Origin of the sequence: Mycobacterium sp. NPDC050441, from assembly GCF_040655355.1 — a bacterium.
Classification (GTDB): Bacteria; Actinomycetota; Actinomycetes; order Mycobacteriales; family Mycobacteriaceae; genus Mycobacterium.
Map to the genome: position 1 here is coordinate 83,931 of NZ_JBFAJS010000008.1, position 22,581 is coordinate 106,511.

Consider the following 22,581-nt stretch of genomic DNA (forward strand, 5'->3'; position numbering starts at 1 on the left):
GTACGGGGCCACCGCAGCACCGAGCCAGCCGTAGGCTGTGGGCCATGGGAACTGCACCGTACGGGGTCCGGCTGCTGGTAGGCGCGGCGGCGACCGCGATCGAGGAAACTCGCAAGCTGCCCCAAACCATCCTGACCTATCCCATGACGATGGCCAGTCAGGCAGCCAACCTCGTCATGCACGTCCAGCAGAACCTTGCCGAGCTGGTGGTCAAGGGCGACGAAACGCTCGAACAGCTGTTTCCGCCCAAGGACGAGCAGCCCGAGTGGGCCACCTTCGACGAGGATCTTGAGTCCGGGCTCGACGACGACGCTGCCGACGACACTCAGTCCACCGACGGCGAGCGGCGTACCGAGGGACGGTTCGCGCTGTACAGCACCGGCGAGCCCGGGTCCGCAGCTGCGACGAACGGCAAGGCCGCACGCACCTCCGGCTCGGGAACGGAGCCGGACATCGCGGGCGAACTCGGGTACGACGCGCTGACGCTGGCGCAGCTTCGCGCCAGGTTGACCTCGCTGCGCGTGGCCGACCTCGAGGCGCTGCTGGCCTATGAGGAGGCCGGTCGAGCCCGCGCACCGTTCGTCACGTTGCTCGCCAACAGGATCACCCGCGCGACCGCGAAGTGACCGAACCGGGCCAGTCGCCGGAGAACCCCTGGCCGGTCCGCGCCGTGGCGACCCGCGTCGCCAAGTGGATCGACCGGCTCGGCACGGTGTGGGTCGAGGGCCAGCTGACCGAGCTCAAGATCCGCCCGGATTCCAAAACCGTCTTCATGGTGCTGCGTGATCCGGCGGCCGACATGTCCCTGACGCTGACCTGCCCGCGCGATCTCGTGCGCAACGCCCCGGTCAAGCTGTCCGAGGGCACCCAGGTGATCATCTGCGGCAAGCCCAATTTCTACACGGGTCGCGGCACATTCTCGTTGCGGGTCAGTGAGATTCGCGCGGTCGGCATCGGTGAGCTGCTGGCCCGGATCGAGCGGCTGCGTCGGCTGCTGGAGGCCGAAGGACTGTTCGACCCGCGCCTCAAACGGCCGATCCCGTTCCTGCCCAACACCATCGGCCTGATCACCGGACGCGCCTCAGCCGCCGAGCGGGACGTGACGACGGTCGCCACCACCCGCTGGCCCGCGGTGCGCTTCGCGATCCGCAACACGATCGTCCAGGGGCCCAATGCCGTTCCCCAGATCGTGGAGGCGCTCGCGGCGTTGGACGCCGATCCCGACGTCGACGTCATCGTCCTGGCCCGCGGCGGCGGCAGCGTCGAGGACCTGCTGCCGTTCTCCGACGAGACGCTGTGCCGGGCCATCGTCGCCTGCCGCACGCCGGTGGTCAGTGCGATCGGCCACGAACCCGACACTCCCCTGTCCGATCTCGTCGCCGACCTGCGCGCCGCCACCCCGACCGACGCGGCCAAGCGGATCGTTCCCGACGCGGCCGCCGAACAGTCATTGATCACCGATCTGCACCGGCGCAGCGCCCGCGCGCTACGCAACTGGGTGCACCGCGAGCAGCATCACCTGGAGCAGCTGCGCAGCCGCCCGGTACTCGCGCAACCCTTGGCGGCGCTCACCGCACGCGCCGACGAGATCGCGCGCGCCAGGACCACCGCCCAACGTGACATCACGCGGCTCATCGCCGCGGAGACCGATACCATCGGCCACCTGTCTGCGCGGCTGACCGCGCTCGGCCCGGCGGCCACCCTGGCCCGCGGGTATGCGGTGGTCCAAGCGGTCCCGGCGTCCGGATCGCCATCGGTTCTACGTTCGGTGTCCGACGCGCCGAGCGGCACCCGCCTGCGGGTGCGGGTGTCGGACGGCGTCATCTCAGCGGTCAGCGACGGTAGCGAGTGAGGGTGTGAGCATCGTGAGTACTAAGCCTATTAGTGAACTGGGCTATGAAGAGGCCCGCGATGAGCTGATCGCCGTCGTGCAGCAGTTGGAGCAGGGAGGGCTCGACCTCGATGCTTCGCTAAACCTCTGGGAACGAGGCGAGAAGCTGGCACAACGCTGTGAAGAGCACTTAGCCGGAGCGCGACAGCGCGTCGAGCAGGCACTGACCGCGCGCGAGTCCGAAGAAGATTGATCCAGCAACCATTTTTGCCAATCGCGCTCGAAACTGGAACCTGTTTCAGTTAAGCTGCCCGTCATGGGTGACGCATCTCTGACCACTGAACTCGGCCGCGTCCTGGTTACCGGCGGCTCCGGCTTCGTCGGTGCCAATCTGGTGACCGAACTGCTCGACCGCGGATACGCGGTGCGCTCTTTCGACCGCGCGCCGTCACCGCTGGGCGATCACGCCGGCCTTGAGGTCATCGAGGGCGACATCTGCGACAAGCAGACCGTGGCCGCGGCCGTCAAGGACATCGACACGATCATCCACACCGCGGCGATCATCGACCTGATGGGCGGCGCCTCGGTCACCGACGAGTACCGGCAGCGCAGCTTCGCCGTCAACGTCGAGGGCACCAAGAACCTCGTGCACGCGGCACAGGAAGCGGGCGTCAAGCGCTTCGTCTACACCGCATCCAACAGCGTGGTGATGGGCGGGCAGGACATCGTCAACGGCGATGAGACCATGCCGTACACCGCTCGGTTCAACGACCTGTACACCGAGACCAAGGTGGTCGCCGAGAAGTTCGTGCTGGCCCAGAACGGCGAGCACAGCCTGCTCACCTGCGCGATCCGCCCCAGCGGCATCTGGGGCCGCGGCGATCAGACCATGTTCCGCAAGGTGTTCGAGAACGTGCTCGCCGGGCACGTCAAGGTGCTGGTCGGCAACAAGAACATCAAGCTGGACAACTCCTACGTGCACAACCTGATCCACGGGTTCATCCTGGCCGGCCAGCATCTGGTCCCCGGTGGCACCGCACCCGGTCAGGCCTACTTCATCAACGATGGCGAGCCCATCAACATGTTCGAGTTCGCCCGGCCGGTGCTCGCGGCGTGCGGGCGTCCGCTGCCCAACTTCCGGGTATCAGGGCGTCTGGTGCACAAGGTGATGATGGCCTGGCAGTGGCTGCACTTCAAGTTCGGCCTTCCCGAGCCGTTGATCGAACCCCTTGCGGTGGAACGGCTTTACCTCAACAACTACTTCTCGATCGCCAAGGCCAAGCGCGATCTGGGCTACGAGCCGTTGTTCACCACCGAGCGGGCGATGGCCGAGTGCATGCCGTACTACGTCGACCTGTTCAACCAGATGGATACCAAGTCGGCCAAGCAACCCGCCGGCGTGTAGCTCAGCGGTACAGATGCACCGGATGGTGCGTTGACTGTTCGATGCGTGCCGATGCGGCATGCAGTAGATCGCTACCCAGCGCGATGAGGGCACGGGCCGCGGCGATCTCCTCGCCGATCATCGGCGCTCCGGCGTCTTTCGGGTTGCGGTAGGCATCTCCGGTGGTGGACATCGTGTCATCGCGCACCTGCGCCCGGGCCGTGGCGTGGGTGTGGATCTCGTCCTCGGAGAACTCGATCTCGACGAGCCATTTGTTGGTCAGATCCTTGTCGTACATGTCAATCACCCTCCACCTCTAAGGGTGCGCCGGATACGGCCTCCACGCCAGGGGTGGCGTCGCGATCGAGCCACAGCGTCAGGACGAGGTGGCGCAGCATCGCGACGAAGACCAGCGCCCACACCGCCAGTGCGACCCAGCTCTCGACGTATCCGATGCGTTCCACGATCGGCAACTGGTCGGCCTGACCGAGGTAGTGGCCACCGACCCCGTACATGCCGAGCGGGAAGACCACACTCCACAGGGTGGCGTCATAGCGCAAGGGAACGCGATGAACCCAGTGCCGCCAGATCCCGGCCGCGACCAGCGGTGGGATCAGCCAGGTACCAAACGCCCAGAAGAACACCGACGTTCCCGCGATCAGGCCCCGAGTCGCCGCGACCATGGGCGCGTCCGCCATCTCCACGATCCGGGCCCCGGCCACCACGGTGATGGCGGTTGCGCCCATCGCTACCCAGTAGGGCGGCGTGAGATCGGTGGGCCGCAACGGATACAGGAGCATGCGAACCGCCACGAAGATCCCCGCCGCCCCATAGAGAAAAATCCCGACCGACCACGAAAACACCGCCAACAGCGCCAATTCTGAACGGCCCTCGGTGATTTCGGGCTGCAACGCCGCGGCCAGCACCGCAACGGACTGGCTCGCAACAACCCAGATGAACCACGTTCCGTTGGCACTGTGCAGTACCGGCCGGACGGCCTGACCGAGAACCGCCGTCCACGGCACCACATAGCCCAAGATCATCCAGGCCACCCAGCCGACCGCCAGCAATGCGAACGCCAGCCCGTAGTGGCCGTCGGTGGCCAGCCGTGTGCCCACCACGCAGGTCGCAGCCACGAACGTGAACATGGCAAAACCGCGGCTCGGATCGGTCAGGTCAGCCATGAATTCTCGCCGGTAGGAGACGGTGCGGATCACGGTGAGAACCACCAGAACCACATACGCGATCCCCGCCACCCACAACAACGCCACCGAAAGCGCATGTACCCGGTGATAAGTCATCGCTATGGACATGATCCCGGTGGCCATCACGAGTGCGAAGTAACCGGGATGCAGGGTACGCACCGCCTCGCGTCCAGTCGGCTCACTCATGGCTCTGGTCATACCACTGCACCGTCCGACCGATGCGTAAATTTCCGGCGACAGGCGGGCGAAGCGGTGTCGAGCCGGCGGCCATGAGCCTAGGGTCGGAACCGGGGCCGGGGTACATCCACGGGTGAGGAGCTCAACATGCCGAACGGCAAACCGAACATCCTGGTGATCTGGGGCGACGACATCGGTATCAGCAACCTGAGTTGCTACAGCGACGGCTTGATGGGCTACCGGACACCCAACATCGATCGCATCGCCAGCGAGGGCATGCGATTCACGGATTCCTACGGCGAGCAAAGCTGTACCGCAGGGCGGGCAGCCTTCATCAGTGGGCAGAGCGTGTACCGCACCGGAATGAGCAAAGTGGGGGCGCCGGGGTTCGACATCGGCTGGGCCGCTGAGGATCCCACGATCGCCGAACTCCTCAAACCGCTCGGTTACGCGACCGGCCAGTTCGGCAAGAACCACTTCGGGGACCTCAACAAATACTTGCCGACGGTGCACGGGTTCGACGAGTTCTACGGAAACCTCTACCACCTCAACGCCGAGGAAGAACCCGAGCAGTTCGACTACCCGCATGCCGACCAGTTCCCGGTCCTACACCAACTGGCCAAGCCCCGCGGCGTGCTCGACTGCAAGGCCGCTGCCACCGTGTCCACCGAACCCGACGACCCGAAATTCGGTCCGGTCGGCAAGCAGACCATCGAAGACACCGGCCCGCTGAACACCAAGCGGATGGAGACCATCGACGAGGACATCGCAGACCGCACCGTCGACTACATCAAGCGTCAGCACGCGGCGGGCAACCCGTTCTTCGTGTGGTGCAACTTCACCCACATGCACCTCTACACCCACACCAAACCGGAGAGCCGCGGGCAGGCCGGGCTCTGGCAGTCGCCCTACCACGACACGATGATCGACCACGACCGCAATGTCGGCACCGTCCTCGACGTGCTCGACCAACTGGGCATCGCCGAGGACACCATCGTCATCTACTCGACCGACAACGGCCCGCACCGCAATACCTGGCCCGACGCGGGCACCACGCCGTTCCGCAGCGAAAAGGACACCAACTGGGAAGGCGCCTTCCGGGTGCCGGAAATGATCCGCTGGCCCGGAAAGATCACGGCTGGCACCGTGTCCAACGAGATCATCCAGCATCACGACTGGTTGCCCACGCTTCTCGCCGCCGCCGGTGATCCCGACATCAGCGAGAAGCTGAAGAAGGGACACCAGGCGGGAGCCGACGGGGAAACCGAGTACAAGGTGCACATCGACGGGTTCAACCTGCTGCCCTACCTCACCGGCGAGGTCGAGCACAGCCCGCGCCGCGGCTTCTTCTACTTCTCCGACGACGGTGATCTCGTTGCCCTACGGTTCGAGAACTGGAAAGTCGTCTTCATGGAACAACGGTGCCAGGGCACCATGCGCGTGTGGGCGGAGCCATTCACCCATCTGCGCCTGCCGAAGTTGTTCAATCTCCGCACCGACCCGTACGAGTACGCCGACATCACGTCGAACTCGTACTACGAGTGGCTGATCCACCATGACTTTTTCATCATGTACGCCATCGCGATGTCGACGAAATTCCTTGATACGTTTCAGGAATTCCCGCCGCGCCATCCGCCGGCCAGCTTCAGCATCGACCAGGCGGTGGAAAAGCTGCATGAGTTCCTGGCCAAGGACTGACCCGGTTCGAAATGAGTATTGCCTGAGAGGCGCGCAAGTCCGTCCTCGGCTCCGCAGTGGGCGCATGACGTCGGGTTAGTCCCGGGGGTACCGACGGCACACGCGACAAACAAATCCGACACGAAAGCGAGGCTTGGCACATGCCGAACAACCAACCCAACATCCTGGTCATCTGGGGCGACGACATCGGGATCTGGAATCTCAGTTGCTACAGCCGCGGCATGATGGGCTACTCCACTCCCAATATCGACCGGATCGCCAACGAGGGAATGCTTTTCACCGATTCCTACGGCGAACAGAGCTGTACCGCCGGCCGCGCCTCGTTCATCACCGGCCAGAGCGTCTACCGCACCGGAATGAGCAAGGTGGGCATGCCCGGCGTCGACGTGGGACTTCAGAAGGAGGACCCGACGATCGCCGAACTGCTGAAGCCGCTGGGTTACGCCACCGGCCAGTTCGGAAAGAACCACCTCGGCGACCTGAACAAGTTTCTCCCCACCGCGCACGGGTTTGATGAGTTCTTCGGTAACCTCTACCACCTCAACGCCGAAGAGGAGCCTGAGCACGAGGACTACCCCACCGCCGAGGAAGCTCCGAAGATGCGAGCCGCGTTACTGCCCCGCGGCGTCATCCACTCCTGGGCCACTGACGAGGACTCCGGCGAGGCGGACGATCGCTACGGGCCGGTCGGCAAGCAGCGCATCGAGGACACCGGACCGCTGACAAAGAAGCGGATGGAGACCATCGATGACGAAACGACCTCGGCGTGTGCTGATTTCATCAAACGCCAGCATGAAGCCGATACCCCGTTCTTCGTGTGGATGAACTTGACCCACATGCACTTCCGGACTCACACCAAGCCGGAGAGCCGGGGACAGGCCGGCCGCTGGCAGTCTCCGTACCACGACACGATGATCGATCACGACCGCAATGTCGGCACCCTTCTCGACCTGGTCGACGAATTGGGTATCGCCGAGGACACCATCGTCATCTATTCGACGGACAACGGCCCACATGCGAACTCCTGGCCAGACGGTGCGACCACCCCGTTCCGCAGCGAGAAGGCCACGAACTGGGAAGGCGCATTCCGCATTCCGGAAATGATCCGTTGGCCCGGGAAGATCAAGCCGGGGGCGATCTCCAATGAGATTGTGCAGCACCACGACTGGCTGCCTACCTTCTTGGCTGCGGCAGGCGATCCGGATATCGTCGAGAAGCTGAAGGGAGGTCACACAGCGGGGGCCGATGGAGAAACCAACTACAAGGTGCATATCGACGGCTACAACCTGCTGCCCTACCTCACCGGCGAGGTGGACAAGAGTCCGCGGCGTGGAATGATCTACTTCTCCGACGACGGCGACGTGCTGGGCATCCGGGCCGACAACTGGAAGATCGTGTTCATGGAGCAGCGTTGCCAGGGCACTCTGCAGGTATGGTTCGAGCCGTTCACCAAATTGCGGGCGCCCAAGCTGTTCAACTTGCGCACCGACCCGTTCGAGCACGCGGATATCACATCAAACACATACTGGGACTGGATGATCGACCGCCTGTTCCTCATGTTCTACGGCTCGGCGATCGTGACGGAGTTCCTGGAAACCTTCAAGGAGTTCCCCCCGCGCCAGGAGCCGGCTTCGTTCACGATCAATCACGCCGTGGACGAACTCAAGAAGTTTCTGGCCACCGGCGGCGGCTAGAACGTTGACGGAATTGATCTCCTGGAACGACGGCCCCACGAAGTCGGCGATCGTCGACTTCGTGGGCCGCGTCACCGCCGACGGTCCGGATTTCGTCGCGCCGGAAGCCCGTGTCGCGGTGTTCGACAACGACGGCACCCTGTGGTGTGAAAAGCCGGCCTACATTCAGCTGGACTTCCTGGTGCGCCGCCTGGCCGAGCAGGCGGCGGCCGACCCGGCGCTGGCAGCCACACAGCCCTACACCGCGGCGGCCGCCGACGATCTGGCCTGGTTCGGAGATGCTGTCACCAAGCACTACAACGGTGATGATTCCGCCCTCAAAATCCTTGCCGGCGGGATACTTTCGGCCTACGCCGGACTGTCTGTCGAGGACCACGCCGACCGGATCAAGGCGTTCTTCGCCGAGGCGAAGCATCCGACGCTGGGGCGTCCGTACACCGCGTGCGGCTATCTGCCCATGGTCGAGTTGCTGCGTTATCTGGAGGCCAACGGCTTCGCGAACTACATCGTGTCCGGTGGCGGCCGCGATTTCATGCGTCCGGTGACGGTGTCGATGTACGGCGTTCCGCCGGAGCGGGTGATCGGCAGTTCGGTGGGGCTGGATTTCGTCGACGGTCAACTCAAAACCACAGCCACACCGGAGTTCCTGAACGACGGTCCGGTCAAGGCCGTGCGAATCTGGGGCCGCATCGGGCGTCGGCCGATCTTCGCCGTGGGCAATTCCAACGGCGATATCCAGATGCTGGAGTACACCGCCGGCGGGCCCGGCCCGTCATTGAGCATGCTGGTGCGCCACGATGACGCCGATCGCGAATTCGATTACACCGCAGGCGCAGAGAAGGCACTGGGGCTCGCTTTCGATCGCGACTGGACGGTGGCGAGTATGCGGGACGATTGGACGACGGTCTTTGACTGAGAGTGACACCGATCTGATCTGGATTCCGGCGCAGACGACGATCCTCGGCTCGGATGCGCACTACCCCGAGGAGGCTCCGGCGCGCGAGGTTGCCACGGCGGGGTTCTGGATCCAACGCCACCAGGTGACCAACACCGAGTACACCGAATTCGTCGACACCACCGGCTATCTCACGGTCGCCGAACGTCCGGTGAACCCGGACGACTTCCCGGGCGCCCCACCCGAGAATCTGGTTCCCGGCTCGATGGTGTTCCAGCGCACCGCGGGTCCGGTGGACCTGCGGCATATCAACCAGTGGTGGGCATGGACGCCCGGCGCGTGCTGGAACCACCCGCGCGGACCACGCTCGTCGCTGAAGGGTCGTGAGCAGCATCCCGTGGTGCACATCGCCTTTGACGACGCAGCGGCTTATGCGGACTGGGCCGATCTGGAACTACCCACCGAGGCCGAGTGGGAGACCGCGGCCCGCGGTGGGATCTCCGGTGCCGCATACACCTGGGGCGACGAGCCCGAGCAGCCCGGACAGCACCTGGCGAACTACTGGCACGGCGAATTCCCCTACCTGCCCGACACTGGTTATGGCACAACGAAACCGGCCGGCAGCTTCGAGCCCAACGGCTACGGCCTGTTCGACATGGCGGGCAACGTCTGGGAGTGGACAACGGACTGGTACGGCGAGGACCGGGCCACCACGCCGTGCTGCGCCGCAGATACCTACGACCCCAACCAGCCGCAGTTCCAGATCGGGCGCCGGGTGATCAAGGGCGGCTCGTTCCTGTGTGCCGACAGCTACTGCATGAGGTACCGCCCGGCCGCCCGGCGACCGCAGATGGTGGATACCGGCATGAGCCACATCGGTTTTCGATGCGTCAAGCGGCCTTAGCCGAACGCCGGGGCGACGAAGCGCCTCAGTATCTCCTGCTCGACCGCCTCGTCGGCACCCGGCCACACCAACAGCGACAGCACCAGCCGCACGATCCAGGCCGCAGCCGCCGGGTCGTCCTCGGCCAGTCCCGTGAGTTCCGTGGCGAACGCGGCGGGAACCGGCGACTGACCCAGATCGGCCATCCCGCCCCCACTGCGCAGTGAACCGAGTAGCAGATCGAACATCGGATCTGCCCGAATCCGTTGCAGTGCAACGGTAATTGCGGTCAGCATCCGCTGCGCTCCGGTCAGTCCGTCGACGGCGCGACGAACCTCGCCAACGATCGAAGCGGCCAACCGGGCCAGCACGGCGTCGCGGATCTGCGCCTTGCCGCCCGCATGCCGATAGACCGTCGCGCGCGAGCAGTGCACCCGCGCGGCCAGCGCATCGATGTCGAGTGCGTCGAGCCCGTCGCGGGCCGCCATCTCGGCCGCCGCGGCGTAGATGCGCTCGGCGGCCTCGACCCGTCGATCACCCCCGACCAACCAGTCAGCGCGCCCAGGAGACATGGATGCGAACTTATCGCATATTGAGACAGAACTCCGAGTAATTCTCAGCCGATTCGCAGGTCACCGCCCTGTATTGAGACACCCCCGCACCGCGAGCCCCAGAGGCCAATATCAACATGCCCGAACATCGTTGACTAGCCCAGAATCGCCAGCCAACCTGGCCAAATGCTCCTGGCACACGAACTGTTCGAACCCGAATGCCTGCAAGATCCGTATCCGCTCTACGACCGGTTGCGGGCCCACGCACCAGTGGCGCAGGTCGGCGACTCACCGTTCTTCGTGGTGACGTCATTCGACGCCGTCGTCGAAGCCACGGCACGTTCCCAGGACTTCTCATCGAATCTCACCGCGACCATGTGGTCCCAGCCCGACGGCACCGTCGCCGCGTTCGGCATGGGCGAGCCGGGTGGCCCCATCCACGTGCTGGCCACCGCCGACGATCCGGCCCATGCCGCCCACCGCAAGATGGTGCTGCCCCGGATGGCGGTCAAGCGGATAGCCGAACTGGAACCCTTCATCGCGGCCATCACTGCCGACTTGCTCGCCGGAGCGGGCGGAGAATTCGAGTGGATGTCCGCCTTGGCCGATCGACTGCCCATGTTGGTGGTCGCGCAGCTGCTGGGCTTGCCGGCCGAGGACGTGGACCGTCTGGTGACATGGGCCTATGCCAGCACCCAGCTCCTGGACGGGCTGGTCGATGCCGAACAGCTGACGGCGTCGGGGATCGCGGCCGTCGAGCTCGGCGGCTACCTGACCGAACGGTTCACCGAAGCGTCGGCAAACCCGGGAGAAAACCTGCTGGGAGACCTGGCGACCTACTGCGCGGCCGAACGCGTGTCCTCCGACTCGGCAGTGTTCATGCTGATCCAGCTGGTGGGCGCGGGAGGCGAATCGACCGCGTCGTTGATCGGCAGCGCCGTGTGGATTCTGAGCCGACGTCCCGACCTCGCCGAACGGCTGCGCCGGGATCCCGCATTGATCGCGCCGTTCCTGGAGGAGGTGTTGCGGTTCGAGTCCCCGTTCCGGGGCCACTATCGGCATGTGCTGTCCGATGCCGAACTGGCAGGCGTCGCGCTGCCCGCAGACAGCCACCTACTGCTGCTGTGGGGCGCGGCCAACCGGGATGAGGCAGTGTTCGAGGATCCGAACGAGTTGCGGCTGGATCGGCCGAATATCAAGAATCACTTGGCATTCGGCAAGGGCGGGCACTTCTGCCTCGGGGCCGCACTGGCCCGGCTCGAAGCCCGCATCGTGATGTCGTCACTACTGACCACCGGAAACACCATTCGGCCGGCTGGGGATGCCGAATGGCAACCCAGCCTGTTGGTGCGCCGGTTACGTCAGCTTCCGCTGAGCCTGCGGTGAACTACCCGGAACTCAGGCGGCTTGCGTAGCGAGCGCGATGCTGTCGTCGTCGACGAACACCAGCCCGCCGTCGTCGAGGTTGACTGCCCACCGGCGCGCCGGTTCGACAATTCGCTCCCCAGCGACCTCGACCGCAGTCCCGGCCAAGTCGGCGAAATCTTCGACGACAGTGCCGTGCAATTCGTCGTCAGTTCCCGGATAAACAACCACCGAGGAACCCACAGCAACCTCTTCGGCAATTTCGCCAGAGTCGCTGTCGTTAACCCCCGTCACGACATCTTCGGACATCCCACACCTCCCCAATTACTGACGCGTGCAACCGAGTACATCACAAACGCCTGCGATTGGCTCACTTTCGTCGATACCTACAGCCACACCTTGCATACGTCTCGGGCAAATTTCCAAATCGGGTAACGACGAGCGTTCCGGCAAATGCATCACACTCGGGTGTGCAGCGTGATGCCGGTCACGCTCATCTGCCGACAGTGCCATTGGTCAATGCTTTTGAGGCAACTGCAGCAACATTCGCCTCCTCCGGCGCTCCCCCAGTACGACGCCTATGTACCGGTTGCTGAGCAACCCCGGGCGAACGGTCTCCCGCGGATACTCGAACCCCGTCCAGATCGCGGTGACACACACCACATCCGCGTTCGCTAGTGTTGCAACACGTTCTAGCGAGGAGGCCTATGTCCGACGCCGTTTTGGTTACTGGCGCGTTCGGTTTGGTGGGCTCCGCCGTGGTGAAGGCGCTGGCCGCCGGTGGACGCACGGTGGTCGCGACCGATCTCGACGTGCCCGCGAACCGCAAGGCCGCCGCCGCGCTCCCCGTTTCCGTACAGGTGCGCTGGGCAGATCTGACCGATTCCGCCGCCGTCGACGCACTGGTTGCCTCGGCCGCACCGGCCGCGATCATCCACCTCGCCGCGATCATCCCGCCGTTCTGCTACATGCGCCGCGGGCTGGCCCGCAAGGTCAACGTCGAGGCCACCGCATCACTGGTGCGCGCCGCCGAAGCCCGGCCGACTCCGCCCCGATTCGTGCAGGCCTCCAGCATCGCGGTGTACGGCGCCCGCAATCCCCACCACATCGACGACGTGCTGACCCCCGACACCCCGACCAACGCGTCCGACATCTACGGCGCGCACAAGGTCGAGGCCGAAGCCCTGGTTCGGGCCTCGAAGCTGGACTGGCTGATCCTGCGCCTCGGCGGGGTGATGAGCTCGGAATTCAGCCTCGACATGGACGTCGACCTCATTTCGTTCGAGAGTGTGCTGCCCGCCGACGGCCGGCTGCAGACCGTCGATGTGCGCGATGTCGCGGCCGCCTTCGTCGCGGCCACCACGGTCCCGACCGACACCGCCAACCACGAGGTGCTGCTGATCGGCGGCGAAGCCGAAACCCACCGGCACACGCAGTCCGCGGTCGGCTCGCAGGCAGCGGCCGCCATGGGAATCAAGGGCGGCCTGCCGATCGGGCGGCCCGGCAACCCCGAGGATGACGCCGCCTGGTTCGCCACCGACTGGATGGACACCACCCGGGCACAGGAAGTCCTCGGGTACCAGCATCACAGCTGGCCCGTGCTGCTGGCCGACACCAGGGCGAATGCCGGATGGAAGCGCTTTCCGATCGGCCTGGCCGCTCCCCTCATTCGCGCATTCCTGCGGTCGAAGTCCGCCTACAAGGACTATCCAGGCCAGCAGGCCGACGTGTGGAACGCGATCGACAAGAAGTGGGGCGACCACCGCCCGGACGGGAGTAACACATGAGCACCCAGCGGGTAGCGGTCGTCATCGGAGGGGCCTCGGGGATCGGGTGGGCCAGCGCCCAGGCCCTGGCCGCCGACGGCTGCCGCATCGTGGTGGCCGACCGTCACGCCGAGGGTGCGGCCGCCCGGGCTTCCGAGTTGAACGAGGCAGCAGACCCGGAGTTGGGTGCGCCACACACCAGCTGCTACGTCGACGTCACAGACGAGGACACGGTGCAGAAGTTGTTCGAGACGACCGGGGCGGTCGACATCGTGCTCAACTGCGCCGGGTTCAGCAATGTCGGCCTGATCACCGACCTGGCGGTCGAGGATTTCCGGTCGGTCGTCGACGTCTGCCTCAACGGCGGGTTCATCGTCGCCAAACACGCCGGCCGCAACCTGCCCGAAGGCGGTGTCCTGGTGTCGATTTCGTCGCTGAACGGGCGCCAGCCCGCGGCCGGCATGAGCGCCTACTGCGCGGCCAAGGCCGGGTTGTCGATGCTGACGCAGGTGGCCGCGCTGGAAATGGGGCCGCGCGGCATCCGGGTCAACGCGATCGCGCCGGGATTTGTGAAGACCCCGCTGACCGATCCCGCGGCGATGATCCCCGGTGTGGTCGAGGACTACATCGAGAACACCGCGCTGGGCCGCGGCGGAACCCCCGAGGACATCGCCGCTGCCGTGGTGTTCCTGTGTTCACCGCAGGCGTCATGGCTGACCGGCGAGGTGCTCGATCTCAACGGCGGCGCGCACCTCAAGCGCTACCCGGACATCCTCGGCCACGTCATGAAGCTGGCCCAGGCGTGACCCAGTCCGTGTCCGGCAAGCAGGCGATCGTCACCGGTGCCGGATCCGGCATCGGCGCGGCACTGTGCCGGGCGCTGGCGGCCGCCGGTGCCGAGGTGCTCTGCACCGATATCGACGAGGACGCCGCAGCCCGCACTGCGGCACCGCTCGGGGCACGGTCAGCGCGTCTGGACGTCACCGATGCGGCCGCCGTGCAGGCGGCTGTCGACGATGTCGTCGCGCGGACGGGGCGGCTCGACCTGATGTTCAACAACGCGGGCATCGTCTGGGGTGGGGACACCGAACTGCTGACGCTGGACCAGTGGAACGCGATCATCGACATCAACGTGCGCGGTGTCGTCCACGGTGTCGCCGCCGCGTATCCCCAGATGATCCGGCAGGGCCACGGCCACATCATCAACACCGCCTCGATGGCGGGCCTGGCCGCCGCGGGCCAGCTCACGAGCTACGTGATGACCAAGCACGCCGTCGTCGGGCTGTCGCTGGCCCTGCGTTCGGAAGCGGCCGCCCATGGCGTGGGCGTGCTGGCGGTGTGCCCGGCCGCGGTCGAGACGCCGATCCTGGACAAGGGCGCGGTCGGCGGTTTCGTCGGCCGCGACTACTTCCTGCAGGGCCAGGGGGTCAAGACCGCCTACGACGCCGACCGATTGGCCGCCGACACGCTGCGTGCCATCGCGCGCAACAAGGCCATCCTGGTCAAACCCCGTCGCGCCCAGGCCTCCTGGGTGTTCGCCCGGCTGGCACCGGGCCTGATGCAGCGCCTCTCGATGCGCTTCGTCGCCTCGCAGCGGGCCGGCCAGGCCGCGCACGCCGGCGCGAGCGTCACGCTGGAGTAGACGTTCAATGCCGGCCGTCATGCCCGCGTGACGATAAGGTCAGCCCAAAAGCGGGAAGGGGCCGGATGAAAGACCAGTTCACCCTCACCCAGAAGCGGGCGCTGGCAATCTTCACCGTGCTGGCCTTACTGCTCGGGGCGTACTTCCTGCGCAACTTCTTCGTCCTGATCGTGATGGCCGCCGTCGGCGCCTACCTGTTCACCCCGCTCTACCAGCGGTTTCAGCGCCGGTTCGGCACGGGCCTCTCGGCCACACTGACGCTGCTGGTCGCCATCCTCATGGTGATCATCCCGGTGTCCCTGGTGGTCTTCATGGCCATCGTGCAGGTCACCCAGCTCGTCAACACGGTCAGTACCTGGATCGCCGACACCGACGTCAGCACGCTCGGTGACCGGGCCCTGCAACTGGTCAATTCGCTGCTGCAGCGGGTTCCCTTCCTGGACATCCACCTCACTGCGGATTCGTTGCGCGACACCGTGGTCAAGCTTTCTCAGCACCTCGGCGAATGGCTGCTGGGCATCTTGCAGGGCGCGGTCGGCGGCATGGTCGGCGCGATCACCTCGTCGATCATCTTCCTGTACGTGTTCATCTCGATGCTGGTCAACAAGGACGAGATGGCCACCCTGATCCGCCGGCTGAACCCGCTCGGCGAGGAGATCACCGACCTGTACCTCGCCAAGACCGGCGCCATGGTGAAGGGAACGGTCAAGGGCCAGTTCGTGATCGCGTTCTGCCAGGGCGTGGCCGGGGCTATCTCGATCTACATCGCGGGCTTCCACAGCGGGTTCTTCGTCTTCGCGATCCTGCTGACCGCGCTGTCGGTGATCCCGCTCGGCGGCGGAATCGTCACCATCCCGTTCGGCATCGGAATGATGTTCTTCGGCAACATCTTCGGCGGTGCCTTCGTGGTGGCGTTCCACCTGCTGGTGGTCACCAACATCGACAATGTGCTGCGGCCGTGGCTGGTGCCCAAGGCAGCCCGACTGGACCCCGCGCTGATGTTGCTCGCGGTATTCGCCGGGATCTCGATGTTCGGCTTCTTCGGTCTGGTGATCGGGCCGGTACTGATGATCATCATCGTCACCACGGTCAGCGTGTACCTGGCGGTCTACAAGGGCGTCGCGCTCGAGACCGACGAGCCCGACGCGCCCCGCAAGAAGCTGTGGCCGCGGCGCAAGAAGGCCGCGGCCACCGAACCTGATCCAGAACCGGAGGCCGAACCCGAGGCCGAGTCGGAGCCCGCTACGAAGCGAGACGCTCCGTAAGGAACGCCACCACCCGCTTACGCGCCTCATAGGCGGGATGCCCGTCGACTTCGCGGACCTGATCGGTCAGCACCGAGTGCGCCGCCGGAGACAGACCGTCGGGGTTGCCCTTCTTCGAGTTGATCTCGATGACCTCGAACGCGTCACCGAGGCGGGCCTTGAGGGTGGCGAACCGCTCCCCCGGCGCCAATTTGTCCTGGCTGAACCGAAGGGCCAGCGCGCACAGCCCGTCGTTGGCGGCACGCTGTTCGATGATCTTGAGCTCGGCCTCCGACATGCCCGGGTCGCGTTTCTGCGCCGCGGTCAGGGCCACCGGCACCGACGGCTGGCTCAGCACCGGGGCCAGCACGCTGTCGTCCACCGCGGCGGCGAGCGCGAACCCGCCGGTGAAGCACTGCCCGATCACGCCGACACCCTTCCCGGGGGTGCTGGCGTTGAGGTCGCGGGCCAGGGCCCGCAGGTAGTGCGCGACGGGCCGGTCCGCATTGGTGGCGAATGCCGAAAACTCCCGTGTCACGCAAGCTTTCACCATGACTCCGATGGCGCCTGGGCGTACCGCGGCCGCACCCGGGGTGCCGAACAGCGACGGCGCGGCCACTGTGAAGCCGTTGTCCACCAGATGGTTGCCCAGCGCGAGCACACCGGGATGCAGGCCGGGGATCTCGGGGATCAGGACCACCCCGGGGCCTGCGCCCTTGCGGTACACGTCGTAGGTCTGATCGGCGGCGGTGAACGGGGTGGCGGTCCACCCGGTGAGATCTGCAACTGGCGACGACAACACGGGCTCCATCCGTTAGTGCGTCACGGCCTCTTGAGCGGCAGCGGCGACTGCTTCTGCGTCGCACTCGCCAGCGTACGGTACCCATCAGTACCACCGGCGCCGGTGATCGCAACCTGAGCCGGTCCGCTCAGCTTCGTCGTCCACACCGGTTCCGGGTCGCTGCTGTCGTAGACCACCCAGGTCACCCCGTCGACGTCCTGGGTGCCCGACGCATACGAATCCGGCTTGATCGAGGCCACCAGCGCGGCCTCGTCGGCATTGCTCTGGGTCAGGCTCAGGTACTGGCCGTCAGGCGCCAGATAACCGATGCGTGAGGCCACTGCGCGGCCGTGCTGACCGTTGGGCAACGTCAGGCCACCGTCGATGCCGTGGCGACTGCCGGAGTTCGGCTGCCAACCCTCGGGCAGCTGGGGCATCCGGATGGGGATCTTCAGCGCGTCGGCGTCGGCCTGCAGGGCGGCCGGCGCATCGAATTCGGGGGCCGGGCCGGGCCCTGGTCCACCCGCCTGAAACGAGCACATACCAAGCATCCCGGCCAGCACGATGCAGGCCACCACCAGCGGCGCCATCGACCAGAACATGTCCCGGCCGTCCTGCAGTAACCGGGATTTTTCGGGTCTCGGAGCCGGGGTTGGCTCAGACGTCGGCTCAGTGGACATGCTCGCCAGTATCCCAGCTCTCAAACCCGCAGCCGGTTCTGGGACAATCTGGGCCATGAGTCCCACGCGGGGAGAAGCCCCGGACCGCAACCTTGCCCTCGAACTCGTCCGGGTGACCGAGGCCGGCGCCATGGCCGCAGGCCGCTGGGTCGGCCGCGGCGACAAAGAGGGCGGCGACGGGGCCGCTGTCGACGCCATGCGTGAGCTGGTCAACTCGGTGTCGATGCGCGGCGTCGTGGTGATCGGTGAGGGCGAGAAGGACGAAGCGCCGATGCTCTTCAACGGTGAAGAGGTCGGCAACGGCGACGGGCCGGAGTGCGATTTCGCTGTGGACCCGGTGGATGGCACCACGCTGATGAGCAAGGGCATGCCGAACGCCATCTCGGTGCTCGCCGTCGCCGAGCGGGGCGCGATGTTCGACCCGTCGGCGGTGTTCTACATGAACAAGATCGCCGTCGGCCCCGAGTGCGCCGACGCCATCGACATCACCGCTCCGATCGGGGAGAACATCCGGCGGGTGGCCAAGGTGCGCGGTGCCTCGGTGAGCGATCTGACCGTGTGCATCCTGGACCGGCCGCGCCACTCCCAGCTGATCGAGGATGCCCGCGCCGCCGGTGCCCGCATCCGGCTGATCACCGACGGCGATGTCGCCGGCGCCATCTCGGCCTGCCGCCCCAACTCGGGCACCGACATCCTGGCCGGAATCGGCGGGACGCCAGAGGGCATCATCGCCGCGGCCGCGATCCGCTGTATGGGCGGCGCGATCCAGGCGCAGCTGGCCCCCACCGACGACGCCGAACGCCAGAAGGCCATCGACGCCGGCTACGACCTGGACCAGGTGCTGTCGACCGACGACCTGGTCTCGGGTGAGAACGTCTTCTTCTGCGCGACCGGCGTCACCGACGGTGATCTGCTCAAGGGCGTGCAGTACTACCCGGGCGGCTGCACTACCCAGTCCATCGTGATGCGGTCCAAGTCCGGCACCGTCCGGATGATCGAGGCCTACCACCGGCTGACGAAACTCAACGAGTACTCCGCCATCGACTTCACCGGCGACAAGACTGCCGCCTACCCGCTCCCCTAACTCGCTAGAAAGGCAAGCATGAGCACCGACGCCGAAACCGACAACGCTGTCGAGTACCGCATCGAGCACGACACCATGGGCGAGGTCCGGGTGCCGGTCAACGCCATGTGGCGGGCGCAGACCCAGCGTGCCGTGGAGAACTTCCCGATCTCCTTCCGCGGGCTGGAGCGCACCCAGATCCGCGCGCTGGGCCTGCTGAAGGCGGCCTGCGCGCAGGTCAACAAGGACCTGGGCCTGCTGGCCGCCGAGAAGGCCGACGCCATCATCGCCGCGGCCGGCGAGATCGCCGACGGGCTGCACGACGACCAGTTCCCGATCGACGTGTTCCAGACCGGCTCGGGCACCAGCTCGAACATGAACGCCAACGAGGTGATCGCCTCGATCGCCGCCCGCAACGGCGTGACCGTCCACCCCAACGACGACGTGAACATGTCGCAGAGCTCCAATGACACGTTCCCGACGGCCACCCACATCGCGGCCACCGAAGCCGCTGTGCGCCACCTGATTCCGGCGCTCGAGGTGCTGCACGAGTCGCTGGCCGCCAAGGCCAAGCAGTGGAAGACCGTGGTCAAGTCCGGCCGCACCCACCTGATGGACGCGGTGCCGGTGACGCTGGGCCAGGAGTTCGGCGGCTACGCCCGTCAGATCGAGGCCGGCATCGAACGCGTGAAGGCCACGCTCCCCCGCCTGGGAGAGCTCGCCATCGGCGGCACCGCCGTGGGCACCGGCCTCAACGCCCCCGACGGCTTCGGCCCCAAGGTGGTCGAGGTGCTGGTCAACCAGACCGGCCTGGCCGAATTGCGTACCGCAGCAGACTCGTTCGAGGCCCAGGCGGCCCGCGACGGGCTGGTCGAGGCATCGGGCGCACTGAAGACCATCGCGGCCTCGCTGACCAAGATCGCCAACGACGTGCGCTGGATGGGTTCGGGCCCGCTGACCGGCCTGGGCGAGATCCAGCTGCCGGACCTCCAGCCGGGCAGCTCGATCATGCCGGGCAAGGTCAATCCGGTTCTGCCCGAGGCGGTTACCCAGGTGGCCGCGCAGGTCATCGGCAACGACGCCGCGGTCACGGTCGGTGGCCTGTCGGGCGCCTTTGAACTCAACGTGTACATCCCGATGATGGCGCGCAACCTGCTCGAGTCGTTCACCCTGCTGTCCAACGTGTCGAAGCTGTTCGCCACCAAGTGCATTGACGGCCTGGTCGCCAACGAAGACCACCTGCGCACCCTGGCCGAGTCCTCCCCGTCGATCGTGACGCCGCTGAACTCGGCGATCGGCTACGAGGAGGCCGCCAAGGTCGCCAAGCAGGCCCTCAAGGAGAAGAAGACCATCCGCCAGACGGTGATCGACCGCGGCCTGATCGGCGACAAGCTGTCGGAGGCCGAGCTGGACAAGCGCCTCGATGTGCTGGCCATGGCCAAGGTGAAGGACGGCGAGTAACCCCTTCAACGCCAAAAGCGCCCCGAAACCACCCGGTTTCGGGGCGCTTTTGTATTGCACTAATCGGGAAGCGGTGCCGCCCAGCGCAACACGGTCCCGCCACCGGGCCGGTCCGTGATGGTGAACCGGCCGCCCGCACTCAACGCCCGGGCCCGCAGATTACCCAGCCCACTCTCGGTGATCTCGGCGGCGATCCCGCAGCCGTTGTCGGCCACTTCGATGGACAGGTCGTCGGCAACCTCCACGACGACGGTGAGTTCAGTTGCCCCAGAATGTCGTACCGCGTTGCTGATCGCCTCGCGCAGCACCGCCTCGGCATGGTCGGCCAGGGTCGCATCGACCACCGACAGCGGGCCGACGAACCGCGTGCTGGTGTGTATCGGCGCGTCCGCGAACTGGGCGATCACCTCATCGAGGCGCTGCCGTAGCCGCGTCGTGCCGGCCTGGGCGCCGTGCAGATCGAAGATCGCGGTCCGGATCTCCTGGATGACCGCCTGCAGATCGTCGACGGTGCCGGTGAGCCGCTGCTGTACCTCGGGGGATTCTGCCCGCGGGATCGTGCCCTGCAATGACAGGCCCACCGCGAACAACCGCTGGATCACATGATCGTGCAGGTCCCGGGCGATCCGGTCGCGGTCGGCAAGGATTTCCAGCTCGCGCACGCTGCGCTGCGAGCTGGCCAGCTGCCAGGCCACCGTGGCCTGGTCGGCGAACGCCGCGGCCATGTCGAGCTGTTCAGCGGTGAAGCTCCGGGCGCCGTCGGCACGCACGGCCACCAGCACACCGGCGACGGTGTCGACGGTACGCAGCGGCAGCACCAGCGCCGGGCCACCCGAACCGTCCAGCTCGAGGCGGTCCAGCCGGTGCGGCGTGCCGTCACGGAACGCCGCACCCACCGCGTCCTCCGCCGCGTGCACGCCCACCGGAATCGAGTCGACGGTGGTCGGGCCGCCTGCCGTGGCGGCCACCACGAGGTGGTCGTCCTCACCGGCCGGGGCCTCGCTGCCGGGCACCGCGACCACGATGCGGTCGGCACCGGTCAATTTGAGCGCCTCGTCGGCCACCATCCGGAACACCGTGGCCGGATCGGTACCGCCGAGCAGTTCGGTGCCGATATCGCGGGTGGCCGTGATCCAGGCCTGACGGTCGCGGGACAGTTGGTAGAGCCGGGCGTTCTCCACAGCTACGCCCGCGGCCGCGGCCAGGGCCTCCACCAGCACCTCATCGTCCTCGCTGAACGGCTGCCCGTTGGTCTTGTCGGTCAGGTAGAGGTTGCCGAACACCTCGCCGCGGATTCGCACCGGGACACCGAGAAAGGTTCGCATCGGCGGATGGTTGGCCGGAAACCCGACCGAAGCGGGATGTTGATGGATGTCGTCGAGCCGGATCGGTTTCGGATCGTCGATCAGTACCCCGAGCACACCACGGCCCTCGGGCAGATGTCCGATGATGGCCCGGGTTTCGTCGTCGATGCCCTGATAGACGAACTCGGTCAGCTCATGATCGTCGCCGCGGACACCCAGCGCACCGTAGCGGGCGTCGACCAGTTCGATCGCGGTCCGCACGATGGTGCTCAGCGTGACCTCGAGGTCCAGACCCGAGGTGACTGCGAGCATGGCCTCGACCAGGCCGTCGATGCGGTCGCGCCCGGTGATGATCTCCTCGACGCGGTCCTGGACCTCGGTGAGCAATTCGCGCAACCGCAGCTGCGAGAGAGTGTCCCGCAACGGCGAGTTGCGCGACTCGTCGTCGGGTTGCGCGCCCTGCTTAGTCACGTCCCCATGCTGGCATCATCGGCGGTACCGCACCAAGCTTGTCCGGATCTTCCCCGGCCGGCTCAGGACCGAATCGGAATCTGCGACCCGTGACGCGAACCGGGGACACCCGCACCCAGTGCGGCTTCGCCGTAGCCGTCCACGGGAGTAACTGCGCCCGCTCTGCTTCGTCCAGTTCCTCGTCGGTGCGCAAGGTGCGTGCGACGCCTCGCACGATCACGCTCCAGCCGTCGACCACGTCGTGATCGTCGGCTTCGAACAACACGTGGTTGTTGATGGCCGCGCTGATCAGCTTCGTTCCCTCCGCGGTTCGGAAGAGGATGCTGCGGTTCTGCACCGCGAAGTTGACCGGAAAGATGTTCGCCTCGTCGTCCACGGTGGTGACGATTCGGCCCAGCGTCATACTTCCCAGCAGTCTCCAGCACTCGGACTCGGACAGAACCGCGACCGGCTCACCGCGCGTTGACATTCCGATTCCCGAACGGG

The 22,581-nt window shown here is 66.1% G+C and carries 23 protein-coding genes; 15 read left to right on the forward strand and 8 right to left on the reverse strand.

Annotated features, from left to right (window positions below; translation table 11 throughout):
- Positions 1-44: 44 nt before the first annotated feature.
- From AB0I14_RS23590 to AB0I14_RS23605, 4 genes are all read left to right on the forward strand, one after another.
- Positions 45-626, forward strand: coding sequence for a lipid droplet-associated protein (locus AB0I14_RS23590; protein WP_358026658.1), 582 nt, complete (start codon positions 45-47; stop codon positions 624-626).
- Positions 623-1,852 (forward strand): exodeoxyribonuclease VII large subunit, encoded by a 1,230-nt coding sequence (gene xseA / locus AB0I14_RS23595; RefSeq protein WP_358026661.1) that lies wholly within the window; start codon positions 623-625, stop codon positions 1,850-1,852. The genes AB0I14_RS23590 and xseA overlap by 4 nt, the downstream gene beginning before the upstream one ends.
- 13 nt (positions 1,853-1,865) lie before the next feature.
- Positions 1,866-2,084, forward strand: a complete 219-nt coding sequence (locus AB0I14_RS23600) for an exodeoxyribonuclease VII small subunit (protein WP_358027288.1) — start codon at positions 1,866-1,868, stop codon at positions 2,082-2,084.
- A gap of 63 nt (positions 2,085-2,147) precedes the next feature.
- The gene (locus AB0I14_RS23605) at positions 2,148-3,236 is read left to right on the forward strand and encodes an NAD-dependent epimerase/dehydratase family protein (RefSeq protein WP_358026663.1); all 1,089 of its coding nucleotides are present in this window, start codon (positions 2,148-2,150) and stop codon (positions 3,234-3,236) included.
- A 1-nt stretch (position 3,237) separates the two neighbouring features.
- Here the strand turns inward: AB0I14_RS23605 and AB0I14_RS23610 are convergent, their stop codons facing one another.
- Both AB0I14_RS23610 and AB0I14_RS23615 read right to left on the reverse strand, forming a co-directional pair.
- A complete protein-coding gene (locus AB0I14_RS23610; RefSeq protein ID WP_358026666.1) occupies positions 3,238-3,513 on the reverse strand; it encodes a dsRBD fold-containing protein in 276 nt (91 codons plus the stop codon).
- 1 nt (position 3,514) lies between these two features.
- Positions 3,515-4,606: a tellurite resistance/C4-dicarboxylate transporter family protein gene (locus AB0I14_RS23615; RefSeq protein WP_358026669.1), complete on the reverse strand. Its 1,092-nt coding sequence runs from the start codon at positions 4,604-4,606 to the stop codon at positions 3,515-3,517.
- Positions 4,607-4,744: 138 nt separating this feature from the next.
- On the opposite strand from AB0I14_RS23615, the gene AB0I14_RS23620 reads away from it, so the two are divergent.
- The 4 genes from AB0I14_RS23620 to AB0I14_RS23635 all read left to right on the forward strand — a co-directional run bounded on the left by AB0I14_RS23620 (position 4,745) and on the right by AB0I14_RS23635 (position 9,788).
- Complete coding sequence (locus tag AB0I14_RS23620) at positions 4,745-6,295, forward strand: arylsulfatase (RefSeq protein WP_358026671.1); 1,551 nt, start codon at positions 4,745-4,747, stop codon at positions 6,293-6,295.
- 140 nt (positions 6,296-6,435) lie between these two features.
- On the forward strand, positions 6,436-7,989 hold the full coding sequence (locus tag AB0I14_RS23625; RefSeq protein ID WP_358026673.1) for an arylsulfatase: 1,554 nt from the start codon (positions 6,436-6,438) through the stop codon (positions 7,987-7,989).
- Between the two features lie 4 nt (positions 7,990-7,993).
- Positions 7,994-8,905, forward strand: a complete 912-nt coding sequence (locus tag AB0I14_RS23630) for an HAD family hydrolase (RefSeq protein ID WP_358026676.1) — start codon at positions 7,994-7,996, stop codon at positions 8,903-8,905.
- Positions 8,898-9,788, forward strand: coding sequence for a formylglycine-generating enzyme family protein (locus AB0I14_RS23635; RefSeq protein WP_358026678.1), 891 nt, complete (start codon positions 8,898-8,900; stop codon positions 9,786-9,788). The genes AB0I14_RS23630 and AB0I14_RS23635 overlap by 8 nt, the downstream gene beginning before the upstream one ends.
- Here AB0I14_RS23635 and AB0I14_RS23640 read toward each other — a convergent pair.
- Positions 9,785-10,339: a TetR family transcriptional regulator gene (locus AB0I14_RS23640; protein ID WP_358026681.1), complete on the reverse strand. Its 555-nt coding sequence runs from the start codon at positions 10,337-10,339 to the stop codon at positions 9,785-9,787. The two genes, AB0I14_RS23635 and AB0I14_RS23640, sit on opposite strands and share 4 nt — an antisense overlap.
- Positions 10,340-10,504: 165 nt before the next feature.
- Between AB0I14_RS23640 and AB0I14_RS23645 the strand changes: the two genes are divergently transcribed.
- On the forward strand, positions 10,505-11,704 hold the full coding sequence (locus tag AB0I14_RS23645) for a cytochrome P450 (RefSeq protein WP_358026683.1): 1,200 nt from the start codon (positions 10,505-10,507) through the stop codon (positions 11,702-11,704).
- Between the two features lie 12 nt (positions 11,705-11,716).
- On the opposite strand, the gene AB0I14_RS23650 is transcribed toward AB0I14_RS23645, so the two are convergent.
- Entirely contained in the window at positions 11,717-11,992 is a 276-nt protein-coding gene (locus AB0I14_RS23650; protein WP_358026686.1) for a hypothetical protein, read from the reverse strand.
- Between the two features lie 398 nt (positions 11,993-12,390).
- Between AB0I14_RS23650 and AB0I14_RS23655 the strand changes: the two genes are divergently transcribed.
- The 4 genes from AB0I14_RS23655 to AB0I14_RS23670 all read left to right on the forward strand — a co-directional run bounded on the left by AB0I14_RS23655 (position 12,391) and on the right by AB0I14_RS23670 (position 16,356).
- Positions 12,391-13,470: an NAD(P)-dependent oxidoreductase gene (locus AB0I14_RS23655; RefSeq protein WP_358026688.1), complete on the forward strand. Its 1,080-nt coding sequence runs from the start codon at positions 12,391-12,393 to the stop codon at positions 13,468-13,470.
- The gene (locus tag AB0I14_RS23660) at positions 13,467-14,255 is read left to right on the forward strand and encodes an SDR family NAD(P)-dependent oxidoreductase (RefSeq protein ID WP_358026691.1); all 789 of its coding nucleotides are present in this window, start codon (positions 13,467-13,469) and stop codon (positions 14,253-14,255) included. The genes AB0I14_RS23655 and AB0I14_RS23660 overlap by 4 nt, the downstream gene beginning before the upstream one ends.
- Complete coding sequence (locus AB0I14_RS23665; RefSeq protein ID WP_358026693.1) at positions 14,252-15,091, forward strand: SDR family NAD(P)-dependent oxidoreductase; 840 nt, start codon at positions 14,252-14,254, stop codon at positions 15,089-15,091. Before AB0I14_RS23660 ends, AB0I14_RS23665 begins: the two co-directional genes overlap by 4 nt.
- Positions 15,092-15,156: 65 nt before the next feature.
- Positions 15,157-16,356, forward strand: a complete 1,200-nt coding sequence (locus AB0I14_RS23670; RefSeq protein WP_358026695.1) for an AI-2E family transporter — start codon at positions 15,157-15,159, stop codon at positions 16,354-16,356.
- On the opposite strand, the gene AB0I14_RS23675 is transcribed toward AB0I14_RS23670, so the two are convergent.
- Together AB0I14_RS23675 and AB0I14_RS23680 are read right to left on the reverse strand one after the other, a co-directional pair.
- A complete protein-coding gene (locus tag AB0I14_RS23675) occupies positions 16,334-17,134 on the reverse strand; it encodes a dienelactone hydrolase family protein (RefSeq protein ID WP_358026698.1) in 801 nt (266 codons plus the stop codon). The two genes, AB0I14_RS23670 and AB0I14_RS23675, sit on opposite strands and share 23 nt — an antisense overlap.
- Positions 17,135-17,157: 23 nt before the next feature.
- Positions 17,158-17,796, reverse strand: a complete 639-nt coding sequence (locus tag AB0I14_RS23680) for a DUF4245 domain-containing protein (RefSeq protein ID WP_358026700.1) — start codon at positions 17,794-17,796, stop codon at positions 17,158-17,160.
- A gap of 55 nt (positions 17,797-17,851) precedes the next feature.
- Here AB0I14_RS23680 and glpX point away from each other — a divergent pair, with 55 nt between their 5' ends.
- Both glpX and AB0I14_RS23690 read left to right on the forward strand, forming a co-directional pair.
- Positions 17,852-18,880 carry a class II fructose-bisphosphatase gene (gene glpX, locus AB0I14_RS23685; RefSeq protein WP_358026702.1) on the forward strand — a complete coding sequence of 343 codons (1,029 nt, stop codon included), beginning with the start codon at positions 17,852-17,854 and terminating at the stop codon, positions 18,878-18,880.
- An 18-nt stretch (positions 18,881-18,898) separates the two neighbouring features.
- The gene (locus AB0I14_RS23690; protein WP_358026704.1) at positions 18,899-20,320 is read left to right on the forward strand and encodes a class II fumarate hydratase; all 1,422 of its coding nucleotides are present in this window, start codon (positions 18,899-18,901) and stop codon (positions 20,318-20,320) included.
- A 59-nt stretch (positions 20,321-20,379) separates the two neighbouring features.
- Here AB0I14_RS23690 and AB0I14_RS23695 read toward each other — a convergent pair whose 3' ends face one another.
- Together AB0I14_RS23695 and AB0I14_RS23700 are read right to left on the reverse strand one after the other, a co-directional pair.
- Positions 20,380-22,095: a GAF domain-containing protein gene (locus AB0I14_RS23695; RefSeq protein ID WP_358026707.1), complete on the reverse strand. Its 1,716-nt coding sequence runs from the start codon at positions 22,093-22,095 to the stop codon at positions 20,380-20,382.
- Positions 22,088-22,564, reverse strand: coding sequence for a pyridoxamine 5'-phosphate oxidase family protein (locus tag AB0I14_RS23700; RefSeq protein ID WP_358027290.1), 477 nt, complete (start codon positions 22,562-22,564; stop codon positions 22,088-22,090). Before AB0I14_RS23700 ends, AB0I14_RS23695 begins: the two co-directional genes overlap by 8 nt.
- Between the last annotated feature and the right edge of the window lie 17 nt (positions 22,565-22,581).

Excerpts from the sequence above, each read along its gene's own strand:
- AB0I14_RS23645 (WP_358026683.1), top strand. The coding sequence starts at position 10,505 with ATGCTCCTGGCACACGAACTGTTCGAACCCGAATGCCTGCAAGATCCG.
- AB0I14_RS23700 (WP_358027290.1), bottom strand. The coding sequence starts at position 22,564 with ATGTCAACGCGCGGTGAGCCGGTCGCGGTTCTGTCCGAGTCCGAGTGC.
- AB0I14_RS23620 (WP_358026671.1), top strand. The coding sequence starts at position 4,745 with ATGCCGAACGGCAAACCGAACATCCTGGTGATCTGGGGCGACGACATC.
- AB0I14_RS23690 (WP_358026704.1), top strand. The coding sequence starts at position 18,899 with ATGAGCACCGACGCCGAAACCGACAACGCTGTCGAGTACCGCATCGAG.
- AB0I14_RS23590 (WP_358026658.1), top strand. The coding sequence starts at position 45 with ATGGGAACTGCACCGTACGGGGTCCGGCTGCTGGTAGGCGCGGCGGCG.
- AB0I14_RS23615 (WP_358026669.1), bottom strand. The coding sequence starts at position 4,606 with ATGAGTGAGCCGACTGGACGCGAGGCGGTGCGTACCCTGCATCCCGGT.
- AB0I14_RS23680 (WP_358026700.1), bottom strand. The coding sequence starts at position 17,796 with ATGTCCACTGAGCCGACGTCTGAGCCAACCCCGGCTCCGAGACCCGAA.
- AB0I14_RS23650 (WP_358026686.1), bottom strand. The coding sequence starts at position 11,992 with ATGTCCGAAGATGTCGTGACGGGGGTTAACGACAGCGACTCTGGCGAA.
- AB0I14_RS23605 (WP_358026663.1), top strand. The coding sequence starts at position 2,148 with ATGGGTGACGCATCTCTGACCACTGAACTCGGCCGCGTCCTGGTTACC.
- AB0I14_RS23670 (WP_358026695.1), top strand. The coding sequence starts at position 15,157 with ATGAAAGACCAGTTCACCCTCACCCAGAAGCGGGCGCTGGCAATCTTC.
- AB0I14_RS23640 (WP_358026681.1), bottom strand. The coding sequence starts at position 10,339 with ATGTCTCCTGGGCGCGCTGACTGGTTGGTCGGGGGTGATCGACGGGTC.
- AB0I14_RS23655 (WP_358026688.1), top strand. The coding sequence starts at position 12,391 with ATGTCCGACGCCGTTTTGGTTACTGGCGCGTTCGGTTTGGTGGGCTCC.
- AB0I14_RS23625 (WP_358026673.1), top strand. The coding sequence starts at position 6,436 with ATGCCGAACAACCAACCCAACATCCTGGTCATCTGGGGCGACGACATC.
- AB0I14_RS23660 (WP_358026691.1), top strand. The coding sequence starts at position 13,467 with ATGAGCACCCAGCGGGTAGCGGTCGTCATCGGAGGGGCCTCGGGGATC.
- glpX (WP_358026702.1), top strand. The coding sequence starts at position 17,852 with ATGAGTCCCACGCGGGGAGAAGCCCCGGACCGCAACCTTGCCCTCGAA.
- AB0I14_RS23610 (WP_358026666.1), bottom strand. The coding sequence starts at position 3,513 with ATGTACGACAAGGATCTGACCAACAAATGGCTCGTCGAGATCGAGTTC.